General features: G+C 40.9%; 20 protein-coding genes. 17 read left to right on the top strand and 3 right to left on the bottom strand.

Annotated features, from left to right (window positions below; all coding sequences use genetic code 11):
* Positions 1-31: 31 nt before the first annotated feature.
* From ACMXYX_RS00595 to ACMXYX_RS00650, 12 genes are all read left to right on the top strand, one after another.
* Complete coding sequence (locus tag ACMXYX_RS00595; protein ID WP_415897288.1) at positions 32-1,033, top strand: sugar transferase; 1,002 nt, start codon at positions 32-34, stop codon at positions 1,031-1,033.
* Positions 1,034-1,042: 9 nt separating this feature from the next.
* Positions 1,043-1,567, top strand: coding sequence for a hypothetical protein (locus tag ACMXYX_RS00600; RefSeq protein ID WP_415897289.1), 525 nt, complete (start codon positions 1,043-1,045; stop codon positions 1,565-1,567).
* A 101-nt stretch (positions 1,568-1,668) separates the two neighbouring features.
* Positions 1,669-3,114: a cellulase family glycosylhydrolase gene (locus ACMXYX_RS00605; protein WP_415897290.1), complete on the top strand. Its 1,446-nt coding sequence runs from the start codon at positions 1,669-1,671 to the stop codon at positions 3,112-3,114.
* Positions 3,115-3,285: 171 nt separating this feature from the next.
* On the top strand, positions 3,286-4,935 hold the full coding sequence (locus tag ACMXYX_RS00610) for a hypothetical protein (RefSeq protein ID WP_415897291.1): 1,650 nt from the start codon (positions 3,286-3,288) through the stop codon (positions 4,933-4,935).
* Positions 4,936-4,937: 2 nt separating this feature from the next.
* Positions 4,938-6,158 (top strand): polysaccharide deacetylase family protein, encoded by a 1,221-nt coding sequence (locus ACMXYX_RS00615; protein ID WP_415897292.1) that lies wholly within the window; start codon positions 4,938-4,940, stop codon positions 6,156-6,158.
* Positions 6,158-7,549 (top strand): O-antigen ligase family protein, encoded by a 1,392-nt coding sequence (locus ACMXYX_RS00620; RefSeq protein WP_415897293.1) that lies wholly within the window; start codon positions 6,158-6,160, stop codon positions 7,547-7,549. Before ACMXYX_RS00615 ends, ACMXYX_RS00620 begins: the two co-directional genes overlap by 1 nt.
* A 4-nt stretch (positions 7,550-7,553) precedes the next feature.
* The gene (locus ACMXYX_RS00625; protein WP_415897294.1) at positions 7,554-8,774 is read left to right on the top strand and encodes a glycosyltransferase family 4 protein; all 1,221 of its coding nucleotides are present in this window, start codon (positions 7,554-7,556) and stop codon (positions 8,772-8,774) included.
* 1 nt (position 8,775) lies between these two features.
* Positions 8,776-9,918 (top strand): glycosyltransferase family 2 protein, encoded by a 1,143-nt coding sequence (locus ACMXYX_RS00630; RefSeq protein WP_415897295.1) that lies wholly within the window; start codon positions 8,776-8,778, stop codon positions 9,916-9,918.
* A 31-nt stretch (positions 9,919-9,949) separates the two neighbouring features.
* Complete coding sequence (locus tag ACMXYX_RS00635; RefSeq protein ID WP_415897296.1) at positions 9,950-10,849, top strand: sulfotransferase family protein; 900 nt, start codon at positions 9,950-9,952, stop codon at positions 10,847-10,849.
* Between the two features lies 1 nt (position 10,850).
* Positions 10,851-11,906: a hypothetical protein gene (locus ACMXYX_RS00640; RefSeq protein ID WP_415897297.1), complete on the top strand. Its 1,056-nt coding sequence runs from the start codon at positions 10,851-10,853 to the stop codon at positions 11,904-11,906.
* Between the two features lie 6 nt (positions 11,907-11,912).
* Positions 11,913-13,463, top strand: a complete 1,551-nt coding sequence (locus ACMXYX_RS00645; RefSeq protein WP_415906372.1) for a lipid II flippase MurJ — start codon at positions 11,913-11,915, stop codon at positions 13,461-13,463.
* A 1-nt stretch (position 13,464) separates the two neighbouring features.
* Positions 13,465-14,592: a glycosyltransferase gene (locus ACMXYX_RS00650; RefSeq protein ID WP_415897299.1), complete on the top strand. Its 1,128-nt coding sequence runs from the start codon at positions 13,465-13,467 to the stop codon at positions 14,590-14,592.
* Between the two features lie 72 nt (positions 14,593-14,664).
* Here ACMXYX_RS00650 and ACMXYX_RS00655 read toward each other — a convergent pair whose 3' ends face one another.
* Complete coding sequence (locus ACMXYX_RS00655) at positions 14,665-15,720, bottom strand: polysaccharide biosynthesis/export family protein (protein ID WP_415897300.1); 1,056 nt, start codon at positions 15,718-15,720, stop codon at positions 14,665-14,667.
* A 313-nt stretch (positions 15,721-16,033) separates the two neighbouring features.
* On the opposite strand from ACMXYX_RS00655, the gene ACMXYX_RS00660 reads away from it, so the two are divergent.
* Positions 16,034-16,576: a c-type cytochrome gene (locus tag ACMXYX_RS00660; RefSeq protein WP_415897301.1), complete on the top strand. Its 543-nt coding sequence runs from the start codon at positions 16,034-16,036 to the stop codon at positions 16,574-16,576.
* The gene (locus tag ACMXYX_RS00665) at positions 16,573-17,469 is read left to right on the top strand and encodes a c-type cytochrome (protein WP_415897302.1); all 897 of its coding nucleotides are present in this window, start codon (positions 16,573-16,575) and stop codon (positions 17,467-17,469) included. The genes ACMXYX_RS00660 and ACMXYX_RS00665 overlap by 4 nt, the downstream gene beginning before the upstream one ends.
* A gap of 80 nt (positions 17,470-17,549) precedes the next feature.
* Here the strand turns inward: ACMXYX_RS00665 and ACMXYX_RS00670 are convergent, their stop codons facing one another.
* Together ACMXYX_RS00670 and purE are read right to left on the bottom strand one after the other, a co-directional pair.
* Complete coding sequence (locus tag ACMXYX_RS00670) at positions 17,550-18,650, bottom strand: 5-(carboxyamino)imidazole ribonucleotide synthase (protein ID WP_415897303.1); 1,101 nt, start codon at positions 18,648-18,650, stop codon at positions 17,550-17,552.
* Positions 18,650-19,132 (bottom strand): 5-(carboxyamino)imidazole ribonucleotide mutase, encoded by a 483-nt coding sequence (gene purE / locus ACMXYX_RS00675; protein ID WP_415883076.1) that lies wholly within the window; start codon positions 19,130-19,132, stop codon positions 18,650-18,652. Before purE ends, ACMXYX_RS00670 begins: the two co-directional genes overlap by 1 nt.
* Before the next feature lie 787 nt (positions 19,133-19,919).
* On the opposite strand from purE, the gene ACMXYX_RS00680 reads away from it, so the two are divergent.
* Genes ACMXYX_RS00680 through ACMXYX_RS00690 form a run of 3 tightly spaced genes read left to right on the top strand, consistent with a single transcriptional unit; the run spans position 19,920 to position 24,535 of the window.
* On the top strand, positions 19,920-21,899 hold the full coding sequence (locus ACMXYX_RS00680) for a TonB-dependent receptor plug domain-containing protein (protein ID WP_415906373.1): 1,980 nt from the start codon (positions 19,920-19,922) through the stop codon (positions 21,897-21,899).
* The gene (locus ACMXYX_RS00685; protein ID WP_415897305.1) at positions 21,896-22,468 is read left to right on the top strand and encodes a YfiR family protein; all 573 of its coding nucleotides are present in this window, start codon (positions 21,896-21,898) and stop codon (positions 22,466-22,468) included. Before ACMXYX_RS00680 ends, ACMXYX_RS00685 begins: the two co-directional genes overlap by 4 nt.
* On the top strand, positions 22,469-24,535 hold the full coding sequence (locus tag ACMXYX_RS00690; protein ID WP_415897306.1) for an EAL domain-containing protein: 2,067 nt from the start codon (positions 22,469-22,471) through the stop codon (positions 24,533-24,535).
* Positions 24,536-24,649 lie beyond the last annotated feature (114 nt).

Genomic DNA, 24,649 nt, shown 5'->3' on the forward strand with positions numbered 1-24,649 from the left:
AGACGAAAAAATTAAGGATGATTGTCCCTCTATGAGCATCTTAACAGAGCCTCCTGGCTATAAAGTCACTAATGCTTTTCTATACCGGTTATGGAATTTCAGCCTAGCTTTGGTGCTGTTTATCATGGCCTTACCCTTCTTCTTTGTTATTAGTGTCCTGCTATTTTTTACTCAGGGACCTTCAATATTTTATTCTGGTCCCAGATATGGAATGGATCGAAAGTTATACAATATGTATAAATTTCGGACTTTGAAAAAAGAAGCGGCCCAGTTCACAAAAGATCGTTTAATGACAACAAGGACCAATCTCGAAACTCCTTTGGGTAAAGTGTTACGTCGATCTAGATTGGATGAATTACCGCAAATACTGAACGTGCTTCGTGGCGATATGAATCTCATCGGCCCTCGTCCCGTTCGCCCTGAAATGTATGATGTTATTCAAAAAGAAATTCCCAACTATGGTGTTCGTTTTCAGGTGAAGCCTGGGATTGTTGGTGTTGCCCAAAGTTTGTTACCTCACAGTGCCCCAAAACTGCTAAGGCATCGTTTAAATTTAGTTCTCTTAAAAAAAGAGACGAACTTTATTAGTGAACTCATATTTCTAGCCCGCAATGCATTGGCAATATTCACTACGGTTTTTCAGATTTTCCTAGAAGTGGTTCTTCACGTAAAATCCAAACGTATTAAAAATAGACGTAACACTGAACGTGTTTACATGAAAAATGCATCAATACGGCTAAGAGATGAAAAAGGTGTGATCGCTGAAGGGATGGTCATTGACGTCAATGATGAAGCTTTTGCATTTGAAACAACGCAGATAGTTAAGCCTGATTCATATGAACTGGATATTGAATTAGGTTGTGGAAAGAGAATCTCTACTACATGTGTAGTTAAGGACTCATCGGAAAGTGAACCTGTTCCGGGTGGTAACCAGTCTCATAAACGCCGTTATATAGCATTTTTTGAGTTTAGAACTACGTTTGAAAGTTATAGGGTTGAACACCACGTCTTAAAAAAGGCGTTAATTTCTTAGAGAGAGTGTATGTCGAAAAGTGCTGACGAGATCAAACAGGTTGATAGTGATGATAATAATCGGTTGCTTGCCAGCGCTTTTAATAAAGATGAGCTTGAGTATTTTAATGCAGAGCAAAAGGAAATAATTGGTACTGCATTAGCTCGGAAATTAAGAGTAAAGCATAAAATTGATATTCGCTTTACTATCAAGTTTTTTAGGAAACAGATTTATATAGTACTGCTTGCAGGCAAAGAAAGAAGACCAGCGGCTAGACTTCAGCGTGAGAGGCTATTAAGGCCGATTACGACCGCGCTTAATTTAGCTGTTATTAGTGCTATTGCGATCATGTTTACTGTCAACATACTTGCTGGAGCTTATGTTGTAAAAAGGGCGCTTAGTATTGATTTAATTCCGTTTGCTGATGTTGCGCCAGATGAAACGTTTACAAATTGGTTTAAGTCTATTCGTTCTTATAGTCGCGAGTTGCAAGGAAAAGAACCTGAAGGGGAAGGCTCCGTTCCGTTGGTGCGCGAAGAGCAAAGCAAAGATTAATAATTATAGATTCGATCAGCTAGTCAGGCCGCGATTACGCGGATCGTTGCTGTTTTCTCTTCGGGGTATTGTTGGAACATAGTTAGAGCAGTATAAAAGGGATGTTGAAAGTGCTTAAATTTTTACAGTTTTTGATAGCTACTTGTTGTCTGCAAGTACTCGTATTCATTTCACAAGCTAAAGCAGAACCATTTGACCTTAAACAAGTAATAGTTCCTGTTAGCAACTCATTAGGCTTAGCTTTTCCTGGTAATGACGCAAGCAATTATCACTACGTCCAAAAAGCAGGTATTGGGGTTGTTAGATTATCTGTATCGTGGAAACACGTTCAGTCTCAAAGTGGGCGTTTTAATTGGGATGGACTAGATAGTCGTATCATTACGCTCCAAAAATTAGGTTTGGAGCCTTTTCTAACATTTGAATCCAATGCTAAATGGGCAACAACAAAAGCGAGTCAGGTTGTTGGTAATGCCTTACCGAAAAAAAATGCTCAGTGGACACGTTTTATTGAGGCCGTTGTAGACCGCTACAATCATGATGGTAAAAACGATGCACCTGGCCTGAAGCAGCCGGTTATATATTATCAAGTCGCTAATGAATGGATTAGTAATAAAAACCGTTCAGGTGGGTGGGCTTCCTCTACTCAGAATCTTGTTAATTACATCAACTCTGCCTATGAAACAGTTAAAAAAACAGATCCTAATGCTGTGTTTGTATTAGGTGGTTTGGCTGCATTTAATTTGGATGTGATGTTGCTTGCGGAAGGCATACAAATTTTGCGAGCTCAAAAAAAAGTAAAAAAAGAACATGAATTTGACTTCGTGTTGCAACGTTGGAGTGAAAATTCTAGTACTAAATATACGCCTGCTGAAGCGAAGGCCCCTAAGGTTGTTAATTTAATTAACAATCATGTTCGTACAGTACTTAAAAAATCTCATTACGATATGGCCGATGTTCACCTTTATGGGCCTGTAAATAGAGATGGTCCAAGAATAAATTTGATTGCACATGAGGCTGAACTCTCGGTTGAAAAAATTATATCAACCGAGTGTGGTGGCCCATCATTAGACTACAACGATAGCTATAAGCCTGAAGATCATTTTTATGCAGTGCTTCATAGAAATCTAAATGTTTTATCTCAGGGCTCAAAGTTTTGCCTTTGGTTTGGGTTGGGAGAGGCAATGGTGACTACGTGGGGTAACCGTAAAGTCCCTTTGTTTGATAAAAATCGAAAGCCTAAACCTGGTTATTATGGCTACAAATTTTTAGCTTACCTCTTTAATGGTCAAGATATTAAAGTGCAATCTTTAGGGGATAAGCTAAAACATGGCTATAAGATTTCTTACCCTAACCGGAAAAATGCAGCGCCTATATTTGTAGGTGATTACAAGGCACAAAACTTTTTAAAGAAACAAGCTGGATTAAAAAAGTTTGATGCACTGTGTATAAATAATGTGGCGAAAGGTAAAGGTATCATTCGACGCAAAATTAATACTATTGAATGTACTGGTGGAGTAGTGGCTATTAGTGCCAACCTCCCGTATTAACATGAGATGTCACTTGGGGGGCATCGACCCTGTAAGGGTGTCTGTAATGAAGTTCCAGTGTACAATCTCGCTGGCTATTTTTTAAACATTTTTTATTAGAAGTCTAAGCTTTGTGCTGGCTTTAAAAGAAACGTACTCAAATTCCTTTATGAGAGCAGGAAAGGACTCATCGTGATCACACATTACCTTGAATTATTTAAGTTTTATCGCAAGTTTATTCTTACAGGAACCCTTGCTACGGGCGGGCTTGTATTCTTGCTGAGTGTGTTTGTTTTGGTGGCTAGCCCTCTTTATAAAGGCGTTGCTACGATCACAATGCAACCGACTGAAGCCGAACTTGCATATACACAAGGATGGTTAGGTGTCAGTCAATTTAACCCTGCTGCTATTTTAACGCAAACCCACACAGAACAGTTATTGAGTCGTCCTGTAGCTGAAAAAGCATTGAGTTTGTTACTTGAGCAGGAGTTGGCAAAAGGCGTAGAAGAAACGGGTATTAAGGGCTTTTTTAAAAAAGCAGGGCGAGCTGCTAAGCGTTTATTTTGGAGAACGTGGAATACCTTAAACTACGGTAAACATATTCCTCTCTCAGAAAGCGAAGAGTTGCTGGTAACATTAATGGAAGCTACTGATATTGAGGTTGTAGAAGGTTCCTACATTATTAATATCGAAGTTCTGTATAAAGATCCGGTTATTGCCTCCAAAGTTGCAAACATTCTTGCAGAAGCATACGTAAAGCAGACTAAAGATGACTATAAAGAACAGGCAGCTGGTTTGCGTGAGTCATTGCAGTTAATCCTAACGCAAAAGGAACTTGAGCTGTCTAAGTCTGTAGAAGCCGATATCATCAAGCGAAAAGAGCTTGGCATTTCAGATATAGCATTTGAACGTGAAGCACTTCTTTCAAGCCGCGACCGTGAAGTAGAAAAGCGTGCTGATGATGAAATTACTTTAAATGAATTAAACAACAAAGTTGCCAGTCTTAAGCGCAGTAAACGTAAACTTACGCGTCGTGATTTAATCGATAAAATTGAAAGTGATCTTATTCTTAGTGAGTCTGAAAGAATTGGTATTGTTTCCAGAATTAAAAATCGAGCAAAAATCATAGAAGAATATGATCAACGTTTGATTGCTTTGCAGAAGCACGAAAAAGGATTTAGAGATACTCAGCAAAAGCAAACCGAATTAAAGGCTGATGTTGAAGATCTGCGTCGTCGCATGGTCACAGTGTCTTTGGCTGGTAATACTGGCCTGTCACAGGTGCGTATGATTAGTCCTTCTATTGCGCCGTTATACCCTTGGTTCCCTAAAGTATTTTTATTCTCTGTAGCTGCAGTTATCACTGGTTTCATTATTATGACTCTCGTTGTCGTGGTAATTGATACAACGACAACTCGTATTCTTACAACTGATGTATTGAGAACCTCTGTCGGGACTCGTGTACTTGGGTTGTTAGGAGCTAAAGTGGCGGTAGATGATGAGTTTAAGCAGCGTTTAATCCAAAGAATCTCCTTGATGGGGGGATGGAGTAGCGGCTCGATCGGCGTTACGGCGATAGGGGATCAGCGTTTAGTTGATGAAATGGCTACTACGGTTGAAGAAATATTTAGTCATGCTGAACCAGTAATAGAAAGTAATGTAGAGCGTTTACCTGTTGTTAATAGCCGCTTTGCAGCTGATGAGCTTGGTGTAGGACAGCGACCAATAGTGTGTGTGCTAAGACCAGGAGAAGTAGAGCAAGATGAGTTGCTGCAATTAGTTGAACTAGCCCAACAGCAGAGTGGACAGGATAAGTTATTGTTCGTGCTGTGGCGTGACTAATTATGATTGCACGTCAGAAAAAACGTAACTTAATAGTCGTTGCGTGGCTATTAACAGTAGCGTTGTGTATTGCTGGAATTAGTTTGTCTTACTTTTACAGTGAAGGCTTATTGCTGATTTCAGTAGTGACTGGTATTTGCTTAGTCATATTGGCCTTATTTGATCGTGGAATGCGCGGCTCGGGGGGAGTGCCTGTCCTCATTTATCATAGCGTTTCTGATGATCCTTCATGGTTACCTTGGGCTTGGGGCACATCAATAACCGTTAAAGCGTTTAGGCAGCAGTTAGATGTCTTGAAACATAAAAACTACAATGTATTGAGTACCTCTGAACTTTATCGGATAAAGGAAAAAGGAGAACAACTGCCTGATAAGCCAGTTGTTCTTCATTTTGATGATGGCTATCTAGATAACTTTGTTGCAGCTGCCCCTCTGCTGAAAGAATATCAAATTCCTGCAAGTTTCTATGTTTCGACAGGGTTTATCGACCCTAGTTCGGACATACGTTCTGTATCGAAGAGCGATGAAGGCATTCAATGGCATGGGTATATGAATTGTGCCGAGTTGAAAGCGCTGGATAGTGATCCATTATTCGAAATTGAGTCCCATGGTGTCAGTCACGGAAAAATTGTAGTTAGCGACAGAAAAATTGGTGTTCTAACAGAGCATAATTGGCGATTTTATAGCTGGCTTGATTGGTCAAAAGGGAAGACGACGCATAATTGGTATCAAAATAATGCTTTGGAATGCTTAGCTATTGGGGATTCTATACCTGAGTGTGATTCTGAATTAACAGGTAAAAAGTGGAATAACGGAACCCAAGAATTAGATACTGAATATGAAAGCCGTGTAAAGGAATTGCTCCGTGATTCTAAGCAACAGCTAGAGATTATCCTTGATAGGGAGGTGACTCAATTCTGCTGGCCTTTCGATAGAGTTACTCCCCAGTCCCATGCTATCGCACTGGATGTAGGTTATAAGCTAACTACAGGAGGCAAAGGCTCTAACCTCGTGCATGAGCCTCATGATGTAGTTAGCCGTATACATGCTTGTGACTATGGCTGGGGTTGGCGATGGCCTTGGGGTGAGCAGTTATTGTTTCACGCAAAGCTGCGTTTGTTTCAAGGTAATCTGTATTGGCTGTTTTTAGTATCGCCTGCCAACAAGTTACGTAAGATCAGGCATAAATGGTCACCAATTTCTTATGTTGGAGGGCAAAGCTAATGACACGCTTTTCTCCAATGCTTCTAGGCATCGCATGCTTAATTGCTTTGCTTCTTGCTCCTATTATTATTGGTTCAGGATTAATCGTCCATCCTCTAGCTCCTTTTTTGATCCCTATAGGTGCAGCAGCAGTGGTTATCATTTTGCTGTACCCGTTTTTCGGTTTATTTTTGCTTGTGCTATTTGCGCAGTTAGATGCTTTGGCAAATCTGATTTTTTCTGCGCTACCCGTTTCCGGAGTCAAAGTACTAGCGTTATTGACTCTTGCTGGCGTTATTATCAATCTTAAAAAGGAAAGGGATACGATTAAAGAGCTCTTAAAAGAGCCTGCAGTGATTGCAATGTTCTTCTTTTGTCTCTTTATGGGGCTTTCATTCTTCTGGGCTGAAAACATGGAATATGCTGTTTGGTCTGTCAGAAGAATGGCAAGTTTGATGCTTTTATTTGTCTTAACCATTGTATTGGTTAAAACCACAAAGCATCTTAAATACCTTCTCTATTGTTTAGCTATTGCAGCACTGATGTCATCAGTTTTGGTGATATTTGATTCGACTGTAGGTGGAAATATTCTTTCTAGCTCTGATGCTGCTACGACCGCTAAGTGGGAAGGCGTTTCAAGGTCTTCAGGTGGATCAGATTACAATCCGACTACTGCAGCAACAATGCTACTGACGGGTACTCTGCTGGCTGCAATTTTATTTATTGAGCTTCCAAAACTTAGATTTTTTATGTTTATGGCTACGCTCCTCGGAACTGCTGGTATCGTCCTTTCCTTTGCTCGAAGTGCTGCTTTGGTATATGCGATTGTCGGAATTTGGATTGCTTGGAGATATCGACATCATAAAGTGTTCCCTCTTGCCTGCTATTTGGGCTTTTTCTTATGTCTAGCTGCTTTGCCTTTTATTCCTGAACAATATTGGGAGCGTTTAGCTACTTTGCTAGGTGGTGGCTCTGATTGGACCTTAGGAAGGCGTTTAGGTTACAACCTAATTGGTGTTGATTTGCTGGTTCAAAATCCACTTTTAGGTGTCGGGCCGGGTAACTTCAAAGAGTACTATGTATCCACAGAGTATAGATTTGTACCCGGGCGTACTCCTCTTCCTAGACAGTTACACAATATGTATTTATCAGTAGCTGTAGAGTTCGGTTTAATCGCATTCTCATGTTTGATGTTTGTCATTCTGAGGGGATTGCATGGATTACGTGCAATTGCGAACACAGATGTTGAAAACGATGAATTTACCTCATTAGTTCGAGCTTTGTTTATCTGCTTTATTGCTTATTTGATGGCAAGTGTCTTCGTGCCTAATGAGTACAACAAATATACATGGATCTTGGCTGGCTTATCTATTGCTGCACTAAGGATTCGTCAGAAAGAAAGTAAAACGTGAGTTTATGAATATTGGAATTTTAGTTACGGATTTTCCAAAGATAACGGAAACATTTGTCTTAAGAAATATCCACACCTATATGCAGAAAGGACATGATGTAACGGTGTTTCACCTTAAGCCTTATCGGGAAGGAGAAAAGGTTCATAAGTTTGCACATGCAATTATTAAGAAGGGATATTATCAGCCTTTCTTTATGAGTTTTTATTTGTTGTCTTCTTTTTTGACAGTCTTTTTAAAAAAACCGCACAAGGTTATTTCTGTTGTTAAACAGATTTTTAAAGCGGGAGGCTCTGACTGGAAATTTATTCTTCATAACCTTGCTGTATTACCTAAGTCTGTAGCCTATGGTCTTGAATCCAGAAGGCGAGGTATTACGCATCTCCATGCTGAATTTGCTGGTATCCCAGCGGCTTCTGCTTGGATGATTTATAAAATTTTTGGGATAAATTACAGTTTTAGCTGCCATGCCCATGACATTTTTATCACCCAGAAACTTTTGAAGAACAAAGTTTCTGATGCCGATTTTGTTCGCGTCATTAGTGAATATAACCGAGAGTTTTTATTGGATCATGTCGGTGAGCATTTTAAAGAAAAATTTAAGGTTATTCGTTGTGGCGCAGATCTTCTTTCAATCCAAGAAAGTGAAAATGAGCGTCAAACTGTCTTTGATATAAGCTATGTGGGTTCTCTAATTGAGCGCAAAGGCGTTGATAATCTGCTATTAGCGCTATCTAGAATAGATCCAACAATTGAGTGGTCATGTCGAATTATTGGCGATGGTAGTGAAAGGCATGATCTTGAAGCATTAGCATTTGAATTAGGTATATCGGAAAAAGTTGATTTTAAGGGAGGGCAGACTTTTGAAGAAATTGCTGACTCGTATCGGCGATCTAATTTAGTCGTTGTTCCCAGCATTGTCGGGCCAGAAGGTCGATGTGAGGGTATTCCTGTTGTGATTATGGAAGCGTTAGCTTTTGGTTGCCCTGTGATTGCTACCGATGTTTCGGGTATCCCTGAGTTAATTGAAGACGGCATAACCGGTTTTGGTGTAAAGCCTGGAGATGTTGCTGGATTAACCCAAAAGATTGAATGGATAGAGGCAAACTATGAGGCTGCATTAGAAATTGCTAAGAACGGAAAGGCAAGAGTACACGAGCAGTATGATGTTATGAAAAACTCGCAGCAGCTCCTTGATGCAATGCTAGCTTCAGAGAAGGTAAATTAGAATGGATGCTATTTTTTGGTTTTTTTTCAGCGTGTTAGTATTCAGTTTTGTTGGTTACGGGGTGCTGTTAGTATTGATAGGTTTTTTAACTAAGAATGAAAGTAAGAAGAGTTATGCAAATGGTTATGACGTTTCTTTCTTAGTTTGTGCGCATAATGAAAGTGCTGTTATTAAAGAAAAGATAGAAAATATCAATCTTCAAACTAATGATAAGCATAAAGTTGAAATTATTATTGTCTCTGATGGTTCTACAGATAACACAGCGGAGTTAGCGCGCTCTGTTGCAGATAATGTAACAGTGTTAGAAGCGAAGGATCATATTGGTAAATTAGAAGCATTGAATTGGGGATTGGCTGAGTGTAAAGGGGAGATAATCGTATTCTCAGATGCGAATAGCCTTTTCCCAGAAGCTACCCTTAATGAATTGGTAAGCCACTTCAACGACGAGTCTGTTGGTGGGGTTTGTGGTCAGATCGTTGTATCTTCAGAAAAACAGGGATGGATTGGCAAGGCCGAATCCATTTATTGGAGGTACGATCAAGCGCTAAAGATTGCTGAAACTAAAGTTGGCGGAGCTGTTTCTGCTCAGGGTTCGGTATATGCAATTAGAAGGGAGCTTACATCTCCAGTTTTAGAAGGTTGTGCTGATGATTTCGTTTTATCTGTAGGAGTAGTAACAAAAGGCAAAAGGTTAGTTTTTGAACCTAATGCTATGACCTATGAGCATGTGACCAATAAAGTTTATAAAGAATTTGATCGCCGAGTTCGCTCTACCGAAATGGGGTGGAGAGGGCTCATGCTTTTTAAAGAGCTACTTAATCCATTTAAGTATGGTTGGTACAGTTTACAGTTATTTTCACATAAATTACTTAGACGTTTGAACCCTGTATTACTCATCGGGTTACTCTTAAGTAATGCTCTGCTATTAGACGAGCATTGGTTTTACCAAGCCTTTCTGGCATGTCAGGTTGTATTCTATGCCATTGCCTTATTAACCATGTTGTTTCCTTTCTTGCGTAAGGTCCCTGGGTTTAACATTCCGACATTTTTTGTCATGGGGCATGCAGCAATGGCGATGGGCATAATTAACGTGTGTCGAGGAAAGAAAGTATCAAAATGGAAACCTGTTAGAGATGATGCCTAACAGCGTTGAGGGTATTTGAATGGGGTCTCCTATGGATAAAAAAAGACCTATTTTTGTTTTAGGGCTACAACGCTCTGGGACAACATGGTTAGCAAATATGCTATCTAGCCATCCTTGCATCGCTGCTGTTGAGGCAGACGATCATCAAGGAGTACATGAAAGTATATTTTTTTCTCATTTCGCTAAAGGTTTTGGGGATTTTAATCATCCTAAATCTAAAGCCAGGTTCTTTGAAAACTTTTTAGAGTCTGATTACGGCATTTTGTCAGAGGTTCAGCCGGACTTTCTGGAAAAGAACGAAGATATAGATAGTTACTATGCTTTCTTTAGAGCCGTTATGGATGATGTAGCCCGTAAAAAAGGTTCTTCTAATTGGTTAGAAAAGTCGCCACATCATACGTTGATGGCAGATGAATTACGTTTAGCTTACCCTGATGCCCGCTTTATTTGTGTTTTGCGATCTGATGAAGAGTTGATTCCTTCTCGTTTAAGCGGTTTTGGCCGCACCCCCCCTTCAGGCTTTAAACGAATGAGTAAAATTATTCGGGCCTGTGCAGTCAATGCAATGAATCATCGTTATATAAAAAAGTTGGGTGGAAAGGATGCTCAAACTATCGTGCTTCAATATAGCGATTTAAAAAAGCAGACTGAGCAAAATATGAAGTCTATTCTGAATTTTTTAGGGCTGGATTGGACTGATGAAGTGCTTGTGATGCGATATAAGCCAAATAGCAGCTTCGCTAAAGTTCGGCATGAAAATTCAAGTTTAACTGTTATTGATCAGATCGTTATTAAATTCGCTCGTTTCTTTTTTAACATTGTACCTTTAAAGCTTTTATTAAAGATTGAAGACAAAATGAATAAGGATAGAGGCATAGATTGGCCTGATTGGTGTTGGAAGCGGGTTGGAAGGCTAGCGCCCAAGGATTGAAATGAGTAATAAGGTAAGGGCGGAGAGAAGTACCGCTGATTGCAAAGAGGTTTTTCTAAATACAGTTAAGGATGTATTTAGTGAAAATGCCGCCAAAGCTCGGGAAGCGGTTTGGGAATGGAGCTCTAATCAAAACCCAGCATCGGTAGAAATTTCTTCAGAAGTCGTTTTATTAAAAAATGAATCAGTGACTTTTGGGGCTATGTTTTTAATGCCGTCTATTTTCAGTCTTGATACTGAAAAAATTCCGATGCATTGGGTTGGTTCCATAATGGTTCAAAAGCAGCATCGTGGAAAAGGTTTGTTGCTAGTTAAGTATCTTATTGAAAACGAATCGATCCCTAAAATGGGACTGCCTTTTGAAAAAATTGTAAAGATGTACCAGCGCTATGGTGGCGGTATAATCGCAGAGACAGAGCAATTCTTCTGTGTTCTATCACCATCATCCTTACTGAGAAAAAAAAGAAAGTTCTTATCAGTTCTTGCTAAACCTTTGGATTGCCTCATTAGGGGGGCAGTAAAGGCTTTTTTACCCAAGGTTCATGACGATATTTATGTATCTGAAGTAGCTCGGTTTAATGATAGCGTCGATTTTTTTTGGCGGGAAGTATCGAAGGGCTATGATGCTCTGACTGTTAGAGATCAAAGGTACCTAAATTGGCGTTTTGCTGATTGTCCTTTACATGAATATAAACTTGTTGAAGCAAAAAAAAATGGCCAGTTAATCGGCTACATGGTCTACAGGTTTGCAGAAAAAGAGGGTGTAACTACTGGATATATAGTAGATTTTTTGGTCACTAACCATGATGACGAAGCTTTAAGTGCGTTACTTAGTTTTACTGTATCGAAGTTGTGGCAGCTTAAAGTTGATAAAATAGCCATTATGAAATCGACGTCATTTACGTGGGTCAATTCAGTATTAAAGGCTACAGGCTTTAGATTTAATAAGCCTCATCTCAAGGTTATGGCCACACCTGAAATTTCGAAACGAATAGCTGATAAAGGTTATACGCCTTGGGTTACCTTCTCAGATTCTGACAATGACCTTTCGATATAGTGAATCGTGGCCTTGCTAAATTTTAATGCAGCTAAAGCTATTTTCCTTCAATTTTCATTTCAAGCATTAGGATTGGCTGCGGCACTCCTAATTTCGGTTCTATTAGCATTTAAGCTAGGGGCTGGAATCGAGAGCGATATATTTTTCTTAGCAAGAAGAGTTATTACAGGCTTTACTGAGGCGATAAATAAAGCCATGGTAGTGGTTTATATACCAGTCTTTATCTATGCCATTATCAGTAGCATTGACCGTGCAACTAAGCTGCTGACGAGGTCGTTGATTAAGTCTTCGCTTTTGAGTTGCTGTTTGGTAGCAATACTACTCTTCCTATCGGATGAGATGGTTTCTTTGTTGGCTTCTGATCAAACGTTAGAACAACAAGCACAGACTGTTTCTATTCTGAATATCTTTATTTTATTAATTCCAGCCGCTGTTGTTTCTGTTGTATTGCAGGGTTTTTGTAAGGCTGTAGGTTATTTTGGTACATCTGAGTTCGGGAAACTTTTTCCTCGAATATTTTTACTTCTTGCTCTATTTATTTTCACCCCATCAGATCAAGTAGCTATCCTCGCTTATGCTTTTGTTGTGGGGTACTACGTGTTTGTCTTGTACTTGCTAGTATGTGTGTTGCGATATTTACGTGCATTCCAGCCGGTGGGCTCGAATGAACAACTGAACAAAGAAGGAGATGGTCTGGCAAAGCGAAGAGGCTATGCAATGATCATTGTATTGTTAGCGAGTCAAATCGGTATTTGGCTGGAAACTCATTATGCGCTCTCTTCGGGTGAAGGTGGGCTTAGTTTATTAGAGTATGCTCAAAGGCTGGGGAATTTAGTTCCTGGGGTGCTTTCATTTAGTATTGTAGGTGTGTTTTATACGGTTTGGTGTCGAGAGTTTGCTTTAGACAAAGGCGATGATATTCAAGCGTACTTATTGCACTGGTTAGCTATAGGTTTGCTCTTAATTATTCCCATTTCTGTTTTTACATATATTTATGCGGATAGTTTAGTTTATCTATTTTTCTACAATGAAAAATTTACGATGGATAGCGTTGAGCAATCTGCTTTATTGATGCAGTTGGTTATACCTGCAGTTGTGGCTACATTTGTTGTTAATTTTTTGATTGGTTGGGTTTTAGCGAATCCAGCGTTTTCAATTTTGAAAATCATCTCCATATATGCTGCTTTAGACTGTATGGCTCGATTGATAGCTTTTGAGATTTTTTCGGATAGGTATGGCCTAAACGGTGTTGCAATAGCGATAAGCTTATCGACTGGATTGATGATGTTGTTTTTGATTGGCTATTGCTTGTTCTTCAAGCGGGGCTCCGCCACTTTTGTTTATGATGCGCTGCTTTTGAAATTAATACTCATACCCATTGTCGTTTCATTAGTTTTTTTTATGTCAAAGCTTGCTTTGGCTAGTCAGGGAATATCATTAACCTTAGAGCTCATACTATCAGGGGGCATAGGAGCAGGAGTTGGTGTATTGCTTCTTTGGGGGCTACGGATTTCGCCTAAACATTTATTTGCCCTCATCAGTCGTAAGGAACGCTGATATGAAGCTTAAAAATACTCGTAGAAAGATTTGCTTTTTCTTGCCTCATTTCTTTTCAGGTGGGCTCGAAAAGGTTGTACTCAACTTGATTAATAACCTTAATCAAGACCTCTATGAGCCTTGCCTTTTACTTCAGGATGGTAATGGTGACTTGTTGTCTAGGTTGAATCAAAACGTAGTCGTATATGATCTAGGAGGGGCGAAATCATCTTCAGGGGTTTTTCAATTAGTATCCGAGCTTAATAAAATTAATCCAGATATCGTTTATGCAGGTACTCATGCCACGAATCTGATGTTATTGCTCGCTAAAGCCTTTGTGAAAGATAACTTTTATACAATTATAAGTGAGCATACGCCGTTAGCATTACTGTTAAGCGAATCTAAATACTCGAAAATACGGGTTTTATTAATGCGGTGTTTGTATCGTTATGCTGATATTTTTGTGGCTCCGGTACCTGAAATATGTACAGAGCATCGTGAAATCCTTCACCTTCCTGAAATGTCAGTGAAATCCCTCTGTAATCCTGTCATTCCTGATGTGTCAGAGGGATTGGAAAAACAAGCTAGGCCTGAGATATTTGATCGCCTAACAGGCCCGATTTTTATTGCCGTGGGGCGGTTAGCAGCAGAAAAACAGTTTGATTTGCTAATTGACTCTTTTGCACGAGTTTTGGAAACATCCCCTGAAGCTAATTTGCTTATTCTAGGAGAAGGAGCAGAACGTTCTTCCCTTGAAGATAAGATTCGACAACTAAATTTAACGGACAAAGTTCATCTAATAGGCAATGTGGAAAATCCATTTATTTACTATCCGCATTGCACTCTACTTCTATCATGTTCCAAACGAGAAGGGTTTGGGAATGTATTGGTTGAGGCTATGTCTGAAGGTGTTCCTGTGGTTAGTATGGATTGCCCATTTGGCCCGAGGAATATTATTGAGGATAAGCGCTCAGGTTTGCTAGTGCCTTTGAATGATGAGAATGCCTTTACTGAAGCCATTCAGTGGTTTTTATCAAATCCTCAGCTCCATGAACAGTATTCTCAGGCAGCCAAGAAAATATCTAAGGCGTATACGGTTTCCAGCGCTGCTGAACAGTTTGAAGAGGTTTGTGCCTCCCTTCATGGTTAGCCTTATTATAGAGCTAAAAAGCCGGTAGCATGTTGAATGTTACCGGCTTTTTTATAACTATGAGCTTACGGCTTAGTTATTTGGTGTACGGTTATCATCGACGTCAAAGTTGTAGTACATCTGAGATACGCCCGCACCAGCAGAGATACCCGGAATGATCTGGTTCCAGAAACGGTTCCACTTAGTTAAGTTGGTTGGTGCAACCACTAACAGATCATCTTTCTTCAGCTTGAGATGATTGTCCGATAAAGAAAGGTTGTATAGTCTTTGTTCCCCATCAGACACTCGAGCTAAGAAAATATTCTCGGAGTCAGCAGTTAAAGCCGATAAACCACCAGATATTGCTAGTGCGTCCGATAAAGTTAAGCCGGTAACAGGGATTGGAACTAGTCTTTGTCGCTCAACTTCACCCATAACTGTGACGTAATTATCGTCGATGTCAGGGAAGAAAATTCGATCATTTTTTTGTAGGCGGACATTATGAACGTCGCTAAGACCTAGTTGACCTGAGCGATAATTCATTCGATAAGCTTGTTTATCTCGGACCAGAACAGCTTCTACGGTATTAGCATTGTCTCTGACACCACCTGCTCTCATAACGACTTCGGCGACTGTATGAACTACATCGTTCAGAGGGTAATTACCCGGTCTTGTCACCGCTCCTTCTACCGTTACTTGCTGAGAACGATACTCCACAATTGTGACATCGATTTTAGGGCGATCAACAATTTTAGAGTAAAGGTCAGTAACTAACTGATTAACCTCTGCAGCAGTCTTGCCAGCAACTTTGATATTACCAAGGAAAGGAAGGCTAATTTCGCCGTCTTCGCTCACAACCGAAAGGTTTCTGCGGGTATCACCACCTGCAGGTAATTGAGAACCTAAATCTATGCGTCCCCATACAGATACAACTAATTGGTCACCATGACCGATCAGGTATTTTTCACCATTATAGGTGGGTAGATCTTTGGCATAGTTGATATCTGAGAGTTTAACACCGTTAGTATCAGCGGAAAGTTCTAACGCATCAGAACTGGGAGCGTTTTCTTTAATAGTAATCGTACTGGAGCAACCTGCAGTTAAGGTGATAGCGGTTACTATTAATCCTGTGGAGAAAAGCTTTTTCATCTATTCCATTCCTTCGAATAATTGATGATTTAATTGATGGTGATTCTATCAATTTTTTATAGTGCATTCTCTTTTTTAGATTAAATTTTAAGCTTTATTTTACGCTTAAACTCACTTTGCAGTGGAATTAGGCTTCAGTATTTTAAAAAGGTAAATAGATAAGGGTTTTGCCTCTGGATAGTAATAAAATAGATGTGCTGAGAGGCATGGGAGTTTAGAGAATTTTTTTGGCTTATTTTAATATCGTAGCTGGTAGGTTTTAAGTTAGTCTTGGCTGAGGATGATTGGTTAGTAATTACATATGAGCAAGAATATGAACAAAATAGTAGCGCCCTTTTTTTTAGTCGGCGCCATGTTGTCTGGATATGCATATGCCCATGGTGGAGCAACAGGTATTGTTAAAGAGCGTATGGATGCCATGGAAGATATGAAAGGGGCGATGAAAACGGTTTCTGACATGTTTAAGGGCAAGATTCCTTATGAGCCTATTCAGGTTCGTGTTGCAGCTGAAACGATCAATATGCATGCGGGTGAGAACCTTACCAAGTTATTCCCGAAAGGTAGTCTGCATCATCCAACCGAAGCTAAAGCTGAGATTTGGCAGGAGTGGGACCGTTTTCAGCATCTTTCTAAAGAGTTAGAGCAAATCAGCCAAGGTTTGTACGACTCCGCTGACAATATCGGCTCGGAAAATACCGAAGACACCTCAGCAAGTATGATGGGTATGGCTGCAGAACCTGAAGTACAAGAGGGTGCGGAATCCTTTGCGACTATGCCGGTAGAGGTAGTATTTGAGCGTTTAAGTGATAACTGCTCAGCTTGTCATACTGACTATCGTGTAGAGAAAGATAAATGAGAAAACTGCTCTGGTTTTCAGCTCTCTTAATCTGCTTTTTTTTAGGCGCTGCGTTAGGAGTCAGCTACCTGAGTTCGGTAGATGAACCTAGAGCCTCGCTATCTGAGCTGAAGGGGAATGTTGCCAGAGGAGCTTATCTTGCACGTGTTTCAGGCTGTATCGCTTGTCACACCGATAGTGAAGCTAAAGGAAAGCCGTTAGCGGGAGGAAAGGGCACGGAAACGCCGTTCGGAACTTTCTATGCGCCGAATCTTACGATGGATAAGGAACACGGAATCGGGAAGTGGAGTGTAGATGATTTTGAACGTGCATTGCGCGTGGGTAAGTCGCCTAACGGTCAAAGCTACTACCCAGCTTTTCCTTATAGTTTTTACATGCGTTTATCTGATCAGGATGTCGCTGATTTGTGGTCGGCGTTTAAAACCGTCCCCGCTGTTGCCAAACCTTCGGCAGCGCATCAAGTGAGCTTCCCGTTCAACCTCAATTGGGGCTTAGATGTGTGGCAGTTGCTGTTCTTTGATGAGCAACGGTTTATTCCCGATGTTAAGAGAAGTGAGCAGTACAATCGAGGTGCTTATCTCGTTCAAGGGCCGACGCATTGCGGCGCTTGTCATACCCCTAGAAACCTATTGGGAGGATTAGATACTGCGGCAGCTTTAAGTGGTCATCAGGGCTTTGTTGAAGATGATGACGTTATTCCTGCAATTACTGCAGTCGCATTAGCTGAACAGGGTTGGGGCGAAGCGGATCTGGCTTACTCGTTGAAGTCTGGAGTGAAGCAGGATGGTGATGTCTATGGTGGCAGTATGGGTGAAGTGGTACGTGATGGCGCTAAGTACCTAAAGAAGTCAGATCGAGAGGCAATCGCTCATTACTTGATGACTCGGCCGTGATTGTCTAAGAGCAGCTAATAAAAAACCCGGTACTGTAAAGTAGCCGGGTTTTTTTAATGCTTAGTCCTAACTAAAGACGATTAGTCTTCGTAAAGGCTATCGCGAATGCGTTTTAGCTTAACTTCTAGTGTGTGACGGTCGTCACTGACTAGGTTAAGGTGCCCAACCTTACGGCCTGGACGCAGCGACTTGTTGTACACATGGTGCTGTACATTGCTTTCGCTGATAATCTCTTTAGGTGCTTCGATACCTAATAGGTTAACCATGCCAGCGTGTTGGCTGTTGATGGTGTGACCTAAACCTAAACCGCAGATAGCGCGGATATGGTTTTCAAACTGGGAAGAGATGCCTGCACCTTGAGTCCAGTGACCACTGTTATGAACACGTGGCGCTAGTTCGTTAACCAGCAAATCATCACCCGCTTGGAACATTTCGATAGCGATTACGCCAACGTAGTCCAAAGCGTTGAGTACTTTATCTGCGATATCTTTAGCTTTAGCGTGCAAGGCTTCAGGTGCATCAGCCGGAGCAATCGAGCTCCACAGAATACCGTTACGGTGAAGGTTTTCTGTTAGCGGATAGAATACGCAAGCGCCAGACGCGTCACGTGCGGCAATCAAAGAGACTTCACGATCAAAATCGACGCGACCTTCAATCACAACTTCTGGTAGCGAATCTGCTTGAGCTACCAGATTAGCTAAATCTTCATCGGTTTTTAGAACCCACTGACCGTAACCGTCATAACCCTCTTCGCAGGTCTTAACGAATACTGGGTAATCTAGCGTTTTAACGCTCGCGCTCAATTCCTCTGCATTGTTCGCAAGGTGGAACGGTGCAGTCTTGATACCTAAAGAGTTTAGGAAAGTTTTCTCACGTCCACGGTGTTGGCAATAGCTAATTGCTTCTGGAGAAGGATAAACAGAGCAGTGCGGCTTTAGTGTGCTTAGAAGAGAAACATCAACATGTTCACGCTCAACCGTTACCACATCAGGATTGCCTAGTGCAGTAAAAAGAGACTCGCCTTCCATCTCTGGAGTGCGCTCAACAATTTCACCTAAGCCTTTAACGCAATCAGTACCTTCACCTGGCTCAGCCAGAAAAGTAAAACGGTGACCTTGAGGCCAACCAGCCAAAGCCATCATGCGTGCCAACTGACCGCATCCAACAATAGCAACGTGCATTATTCTACCTCAACAGGAACGCTGTCAGTCTGAGCTTTACGCCACTCTTGTAGGCGCTGGCTCAATTCTGCATCTTTAAGGGCTAGCATCTGTGCTGCCATTAGGCCTGCATTGTATGCGCCCGCACCGCCAATTGCCTGACAAGCAACGGCTACGCCGCGTGGCATCTGAACCATAGATAGCAGGCTATCTAGGCCTTTAATGTTTTTGCTGGCAACAGGTACTGCGATAACTGGCAGATGAGTCATAGATGCTGCCATACCAGCCAAGTGAGCTGCGCCGCCAGCACCTGCAATAATTACCTCAACGCCACGTGTGTGCGCTTCGGAGGCAAACTGGAAAAGACGCTCAGGCGTACGGTGTGCAGAAACCACTTTAGTTTCAAACTCTACACCTAGTTCTTCCAGTGGCTTAGTAGCCTCTTGCATGGTTGGCCAGTCTGAGCGAGAGCCCATGATGATACTGACGGAGACTTTACTCATTTTTGTTTACCTGTTTCCTCTTGGCTTAATGCCAAAAATTCAATAATCAGTGCGCTGAAAAATAGAAACCTTATCAACACGTTATACAACGTGATGCTATGTAAGTTAGCAATCATTGATAGGCTTTGGTTAGCGCTTGGAGGTGTTAAGAATATCGCTGCAGGTACCGCGATAAAGAATAAACACCGACCCCTAATGCTGCCAGTAGAATGGTACCACCAGAGGATAAACCCAACAAAACAGTGGTGGCTGTACCTAGTACTGCGCCCAAGGGGCGACATCATACCACCAAAGCTTGTAATAGAGGAGTCGTACTCGCGAAGTAGTTCAATTCTTGATCTGACAGATTTGCCTTCTTTATTCAAAAATAGAGCACTTTACTGTGTAAAGTGTATCAAAAAATGATAGTCGCTACTTGTTTCTTTCTTCTAGTAGGTCGGCTCTAGGTTCGTTCTTAATGTTATACGGATCGCTGATATCTGCAGTTATCGATAGGAGCTATATATGGAGTATACAAATGTAGTTTTATGTTAGGGAAAGCCCTCAAAACAGCTTCTCTTATAGTTGAATAAAACGATTATAGCTGATTGGGTGATATGAGGCTTTAGTCTGGATTATATGATCTATGACAATAGATTAGAAAAATAAGATTGTTTTTATGGGTGAAAAATAAGAATATCGAAGTAGAGTGAGTTAGTGTTTCTGATGATTTTATCTATAAAATCAATGAGATAATAAATAACTTGTACGTTTACCACAAAATAAAAAAAATACAGGGTAATCGGGAATGTTTAATAGTGAGACGCAATGTTGTGTAGCATTGCTTGTGTCTGCGGCTTTGTCCTATCCAGCTTATGCCGTCCCTACCGAAGAAGATTTTACGCTCCTTTCACTGAATGAATTGGTGGAATTGGAAGTGTTTACAGCAGCTTCCTTACTGCCTACACAGACCAAAAAAGCGCCAGGAACAGTTTATAGTTTTCATCGCCAAGATTTTGATTTGTTCGGAGTGCGTAGATTAGACGATCTGTTAGCTTTCGTTCCTGGACTTCAGCTTAATCAATATCGTAAGCGTCATCGCTCAGTTTGGGCCAGGGGGTTGTTAGATCGCTATAACGATAAAATGGTTTTGATGGTAGATGGCGTCCGAATTAGACATCTCTACTATGGTCATTTTTCATTAGGTGACAATCTACCTTTGGAATTGATAGAGAAAGTAGAAATTATTTTAGGTCCTGCTTCAAGTCTTTATGGGGCTAATGCATTTGGAGGGATAATTTCGATCACTACCCGCGAATTCTCAAATGCAGATCAGTTGGAACTGACGGCAGAGGTGGCGGATAACGATAGGAAAAAAGCGGGATTTCTCTATAACACTCCAGAAGTACAAATCTTTGCTAGTGCCCTTGATCAGGATGCTCCGTTTCGTGAAGACCGGAAAAGCTTTATTGGCGGTGATGTTTTACAGCCTCTAGATGAAGAATTCCAAAACCTGCACATTAAGGCTAGTCCAATGCCGGGCCTGACACTCCGCTTGATGTTGAATAAATCGGAAACTCCTTTCTTAAATATACCTACGACTCAAGATGCTTCTATTGATGAAGATTTTCTATCACTCTCTTTAGATTACCAATGGGGAGATCTACAAAGCGGGAGAGTCGAGAGCAAGCTTTACTATCAGGATGATAAGACGAGAGAAATTGAAATTGAGCAAGAAACTCGTGCCTTAGGCTATGAAGAATATCAGGATGCCACCATGGCAGGGGCTTCTTTTACCTGGCTTAAGGCTTTCGGTGATCATTCTTTAGCTGTTGGAAGTAGTTGGCAATATGAAAAAGCTAAACGCACTGATTTTGAGCGATTTTTTCACTTTAAAGATGGCTTTCTCAGTCCAACAGAGAAGGGTAATCTGCTGAATGAACCAGGGATAAGTAATAATGATTGGGCGTTATTCATTCAGGATGTATGGCAGGTAAATCCTGAGCTAGGTCTGACTTTTGGTGGTCGGTACGATCAGTTTGGTTCTTTTGGTGGATATTTTAATTACCGCGCCGCAGCAGTATACGCACCAGATGACCGTAATACTTGGAAAGCACAATACGGTACTGCAATTAGAACACCGACATTTCGTGAATACCTCAAAGTATTGGAAGGAACCAACTTCGAAGCCCCTGATGTGGAAGCTGAAGAAATCAAGTCGTTGGAGTTGGCTTATCAATATCAGTGGGGCCAAGCAAATATAAGCTTGAATCTTTTCCACAATGAACTTGAAAACTACATAAGTGAAGTGCCAACACCTGATATGGCGGATGAATATTTCGCTAATGTTGATGGCACTGTTCAAATGCGTGGAGCTGAAATGCTTCTTAACATGCGACCACTAGATCAAGTGAATGTTCGTTTAGCACTGGCTTACTTAGAAACAGATTCTGAAACAATAGAGTTACCTTATCTGGCTAGTTGGAGTAGTAGCTTTAAAGTTGATTACCTATATCTGTCTAATCATCTGGTTGGTTTTAGCTTAGTTCATAGTGATGTGCGTGAAGATACAAATAACTTTGAGCGCGACAATGCTGATGAGTTTGTCATCACAAATTTGTTTGCTTCAGGGGAATGGAAAGATGGATTGAGTTATCGATTTGGGGTGGACAATTTTTTTGATAAAAAGGTTTACGACCCGGCTGCCGATTTTGGTTCTCAGCATAATAATGAGCGCAGTGAACGGGAAATATGGTTCAGCCTGAAATGGAATAAAAATCTTTTATGATATTTCGCTGGAAGCTGTTCTCTTGGTTTAATCTCTTAACCATCCTGTTCTGTTTGGCGCTGGCTACCAGTGCTTGGGCTGATCATGGCGAAAAATTAGATCGTGTGAAAGCTGCTTTTATTTTCAATATTGCTAAATTTGTGAGTTGGCCTGATTCTCATTCAAACCAAGAGCATCTCAACATTTGTTTTTATCGTACCGATTTTATTGGTAAAGGGTTCGATTCAATTGTAGGTCGAGATGTACATGGGAAAGTCGTGAAGAGTTCTACTATTCAGGATCTAACCCATGCTAAATCGTGCAGTATCTTGTTGATCAGCAACGAAGAGCTTTCTCAATATCAGCTAGATTATGCTGCCAGTGGGCCAGAAGTCGGGCTGTTAACAGTTGCAGATCTTACCACTGATGTGAAGCAAGGATTGCTTCTGCCAGGGGTATTATTAAGCCTAGTAAGGCGGGGATCTAGTATCGGATTTGAAGTCAGCCTAAAGCAGGTTCATGAGCGTAAACTCCAAATGAGTTCGCAGTTACTTAAGTTGGCAAATATTTTGGATAAGGAGGATATTTAATTGTTAATAAATAGTCGCCTAATTCAGAAAAAGTTAGCGATTTTGTTGTTCTTAAGTAGCTGTATTGTGTTGTCGGTAGCAACGATTGGCTTTGCAATAAGTGATTGGATAAATTCACGTAATGATTTAATAAATCGTATCCAGTCTCAGGCTAGCGTGATAGGAAACAACAGCGCTGCAGCTTTGCTCTTTGGGGATCACCAATCTGCTACTGATACTCTTGCCTCCCTCAGAGGAGAGGTCAATGTGGTTGCAGCTTATCTTTATGATGCTGATCAAAATGTGTTTGCTAGCTTCAAGAGAGCTGAACATGAACCTTCAGTAATATGGCAAGCAGAAAAGAGTGGTCTTGTTGACGGTTATTTTTATACCAAGCATGAAATTAGCTGGGATCAGGAGTATCTAGGTTTTGTTGTCTTGTATTCCGAAATGGAAAGTTGGAAACAACAGCAACTTAAGCGAGTTGCTGTATTAGGGTGGTTATTTCTAGCTGCTTTATTACTTGCTGTCCTTATTGCCAGTACGGCTCAACGCGTAATTACCTCTCCCATATTAAAATTGGCAAGCACTGTCAGAAATATCACTAGAACTCGTGATTATAAGTTGAGGGCAGATAAAGCTTCTCAGGATGAAATAGGTGTGTTAGCTGATGACTTTAATGAGATGTTGCATCAAATTCAGCTTCGAGATAACGAGCTTCAGCAAGCTAGGGATAATCTAGAAGATAAGGTTAATGAACGTACAGATGAACTGTATGAATTAAATAAAAGGTTGGAACATCAAGCATTTCATGACCCATTAACGGGTTTGGCTAACCGAGCAATGCTAGATGAGACCCTGCAGGGTGCGATAAATTTTGGTCAACGTCATGGACAGCAACTTTCTCTGTTTTTTCTCGATCTTGATAGATTTAAAGGTATTAATGATAGTTTAGGGCATGATATTGGGGACAAACTGCTGATCAATTTAGGTCGTAAACTAAAACAAAACTTACGCAGCAGTGATACCTTGGTCCGTTTAGGGGGGGATGAGTTTGCAGTCCTACTGCAAGATACCGCACCCGATGTGGCCGCAGAGGTGGCTCAGAAAATTATAGATACCATAAGTGAACCTGCCGAAATCAATGGTTATAGCCTTCAAGTAACAACGAGTATTGGTATAAGTGTTTATCCTGAAGATGGGACAAACGCATCTACGATTTTAAAAAATGCTGATACAGCAATGTACAGCTCTAAAGAAGCGGGTCGTAATCAGTTTAGTTTTTATGCTCGAGAGATGAATGAGCGGACCGAGCGAAGGATGTGCTTAGAGAGTAAATTGCGTAAAGCTGTGAAGGAAGGCTGCTTTGATGTTTATTATCAACCTAAGTGGGATAGTCGTTCGTTAAACCCTATTGGGCTTGAGGCGTTGATTCGTTGGTATGACCCTGATGAAGGGTTTATCTCACCAGCAGAGTTTATCCCCCTAGCGGAGGACTGTGGGTTAATTGGTCAGATCGACAACTGGGTCATGGAAACCGCATGTCGAGAGTTATTAGAGTTATATGACGGAAAACCGACCCTTTTATTGTCTGTCAATTTTTCAGCTGCGCATTTTTTGCGTCAGGGTGTGTCTGAACAGGTTAGCTCTATGTTGGCAGAAACTAAGTACCCTGCTGATAAATTAGAGCTAGAAATTACGGAAACGGTTATAGCTTCAGAAATGGACGATATTTATGATCAATTATGTGAAATTCGTGAGATCGGAGTAGAAATATCAATAGATGATTTTGGTGTGGCTTACTCGTCACTAAGCCGGTTGAAACAACTGCCACTTAACACCTTAAAGATTGATCGGTCATTTATTCAGGATATAGGTCAGGATGATGATGACGAGGTGATTGTTCGCACTATAATTGATATGGCACATAACCTGAACTTGAAGGTTGTAGCTGAAGGTGTAGAGACTGAGACACAGTATCAGTTTGTGAATAAATATGGCTGCGATGCAGTACAAGGCTTTTTATTTGCACGCCCCCATCCAATATCAGAACTAAAGGCTGCGTTGAACGGAACAAACCTCAGTTAATCAGAGGGTTTTTGGAGCTGTTATCGATCTTTTTCTGTACTCGATTTATGCTGACCGAATAAAGTCATGTTAATTGATATGAAAAGGGGAACATAGTGCTCCCCTTTGTTGTTT

It is taken from the genome of Neptuniibacter sp. QD72_48 (assembly GCF_047778065.1).
GTDB lineage: Bacteria > Pseudomonadota > Gammaproteobacteria > Pseudomonadales > Balneatricaceae > Neptuniibacter.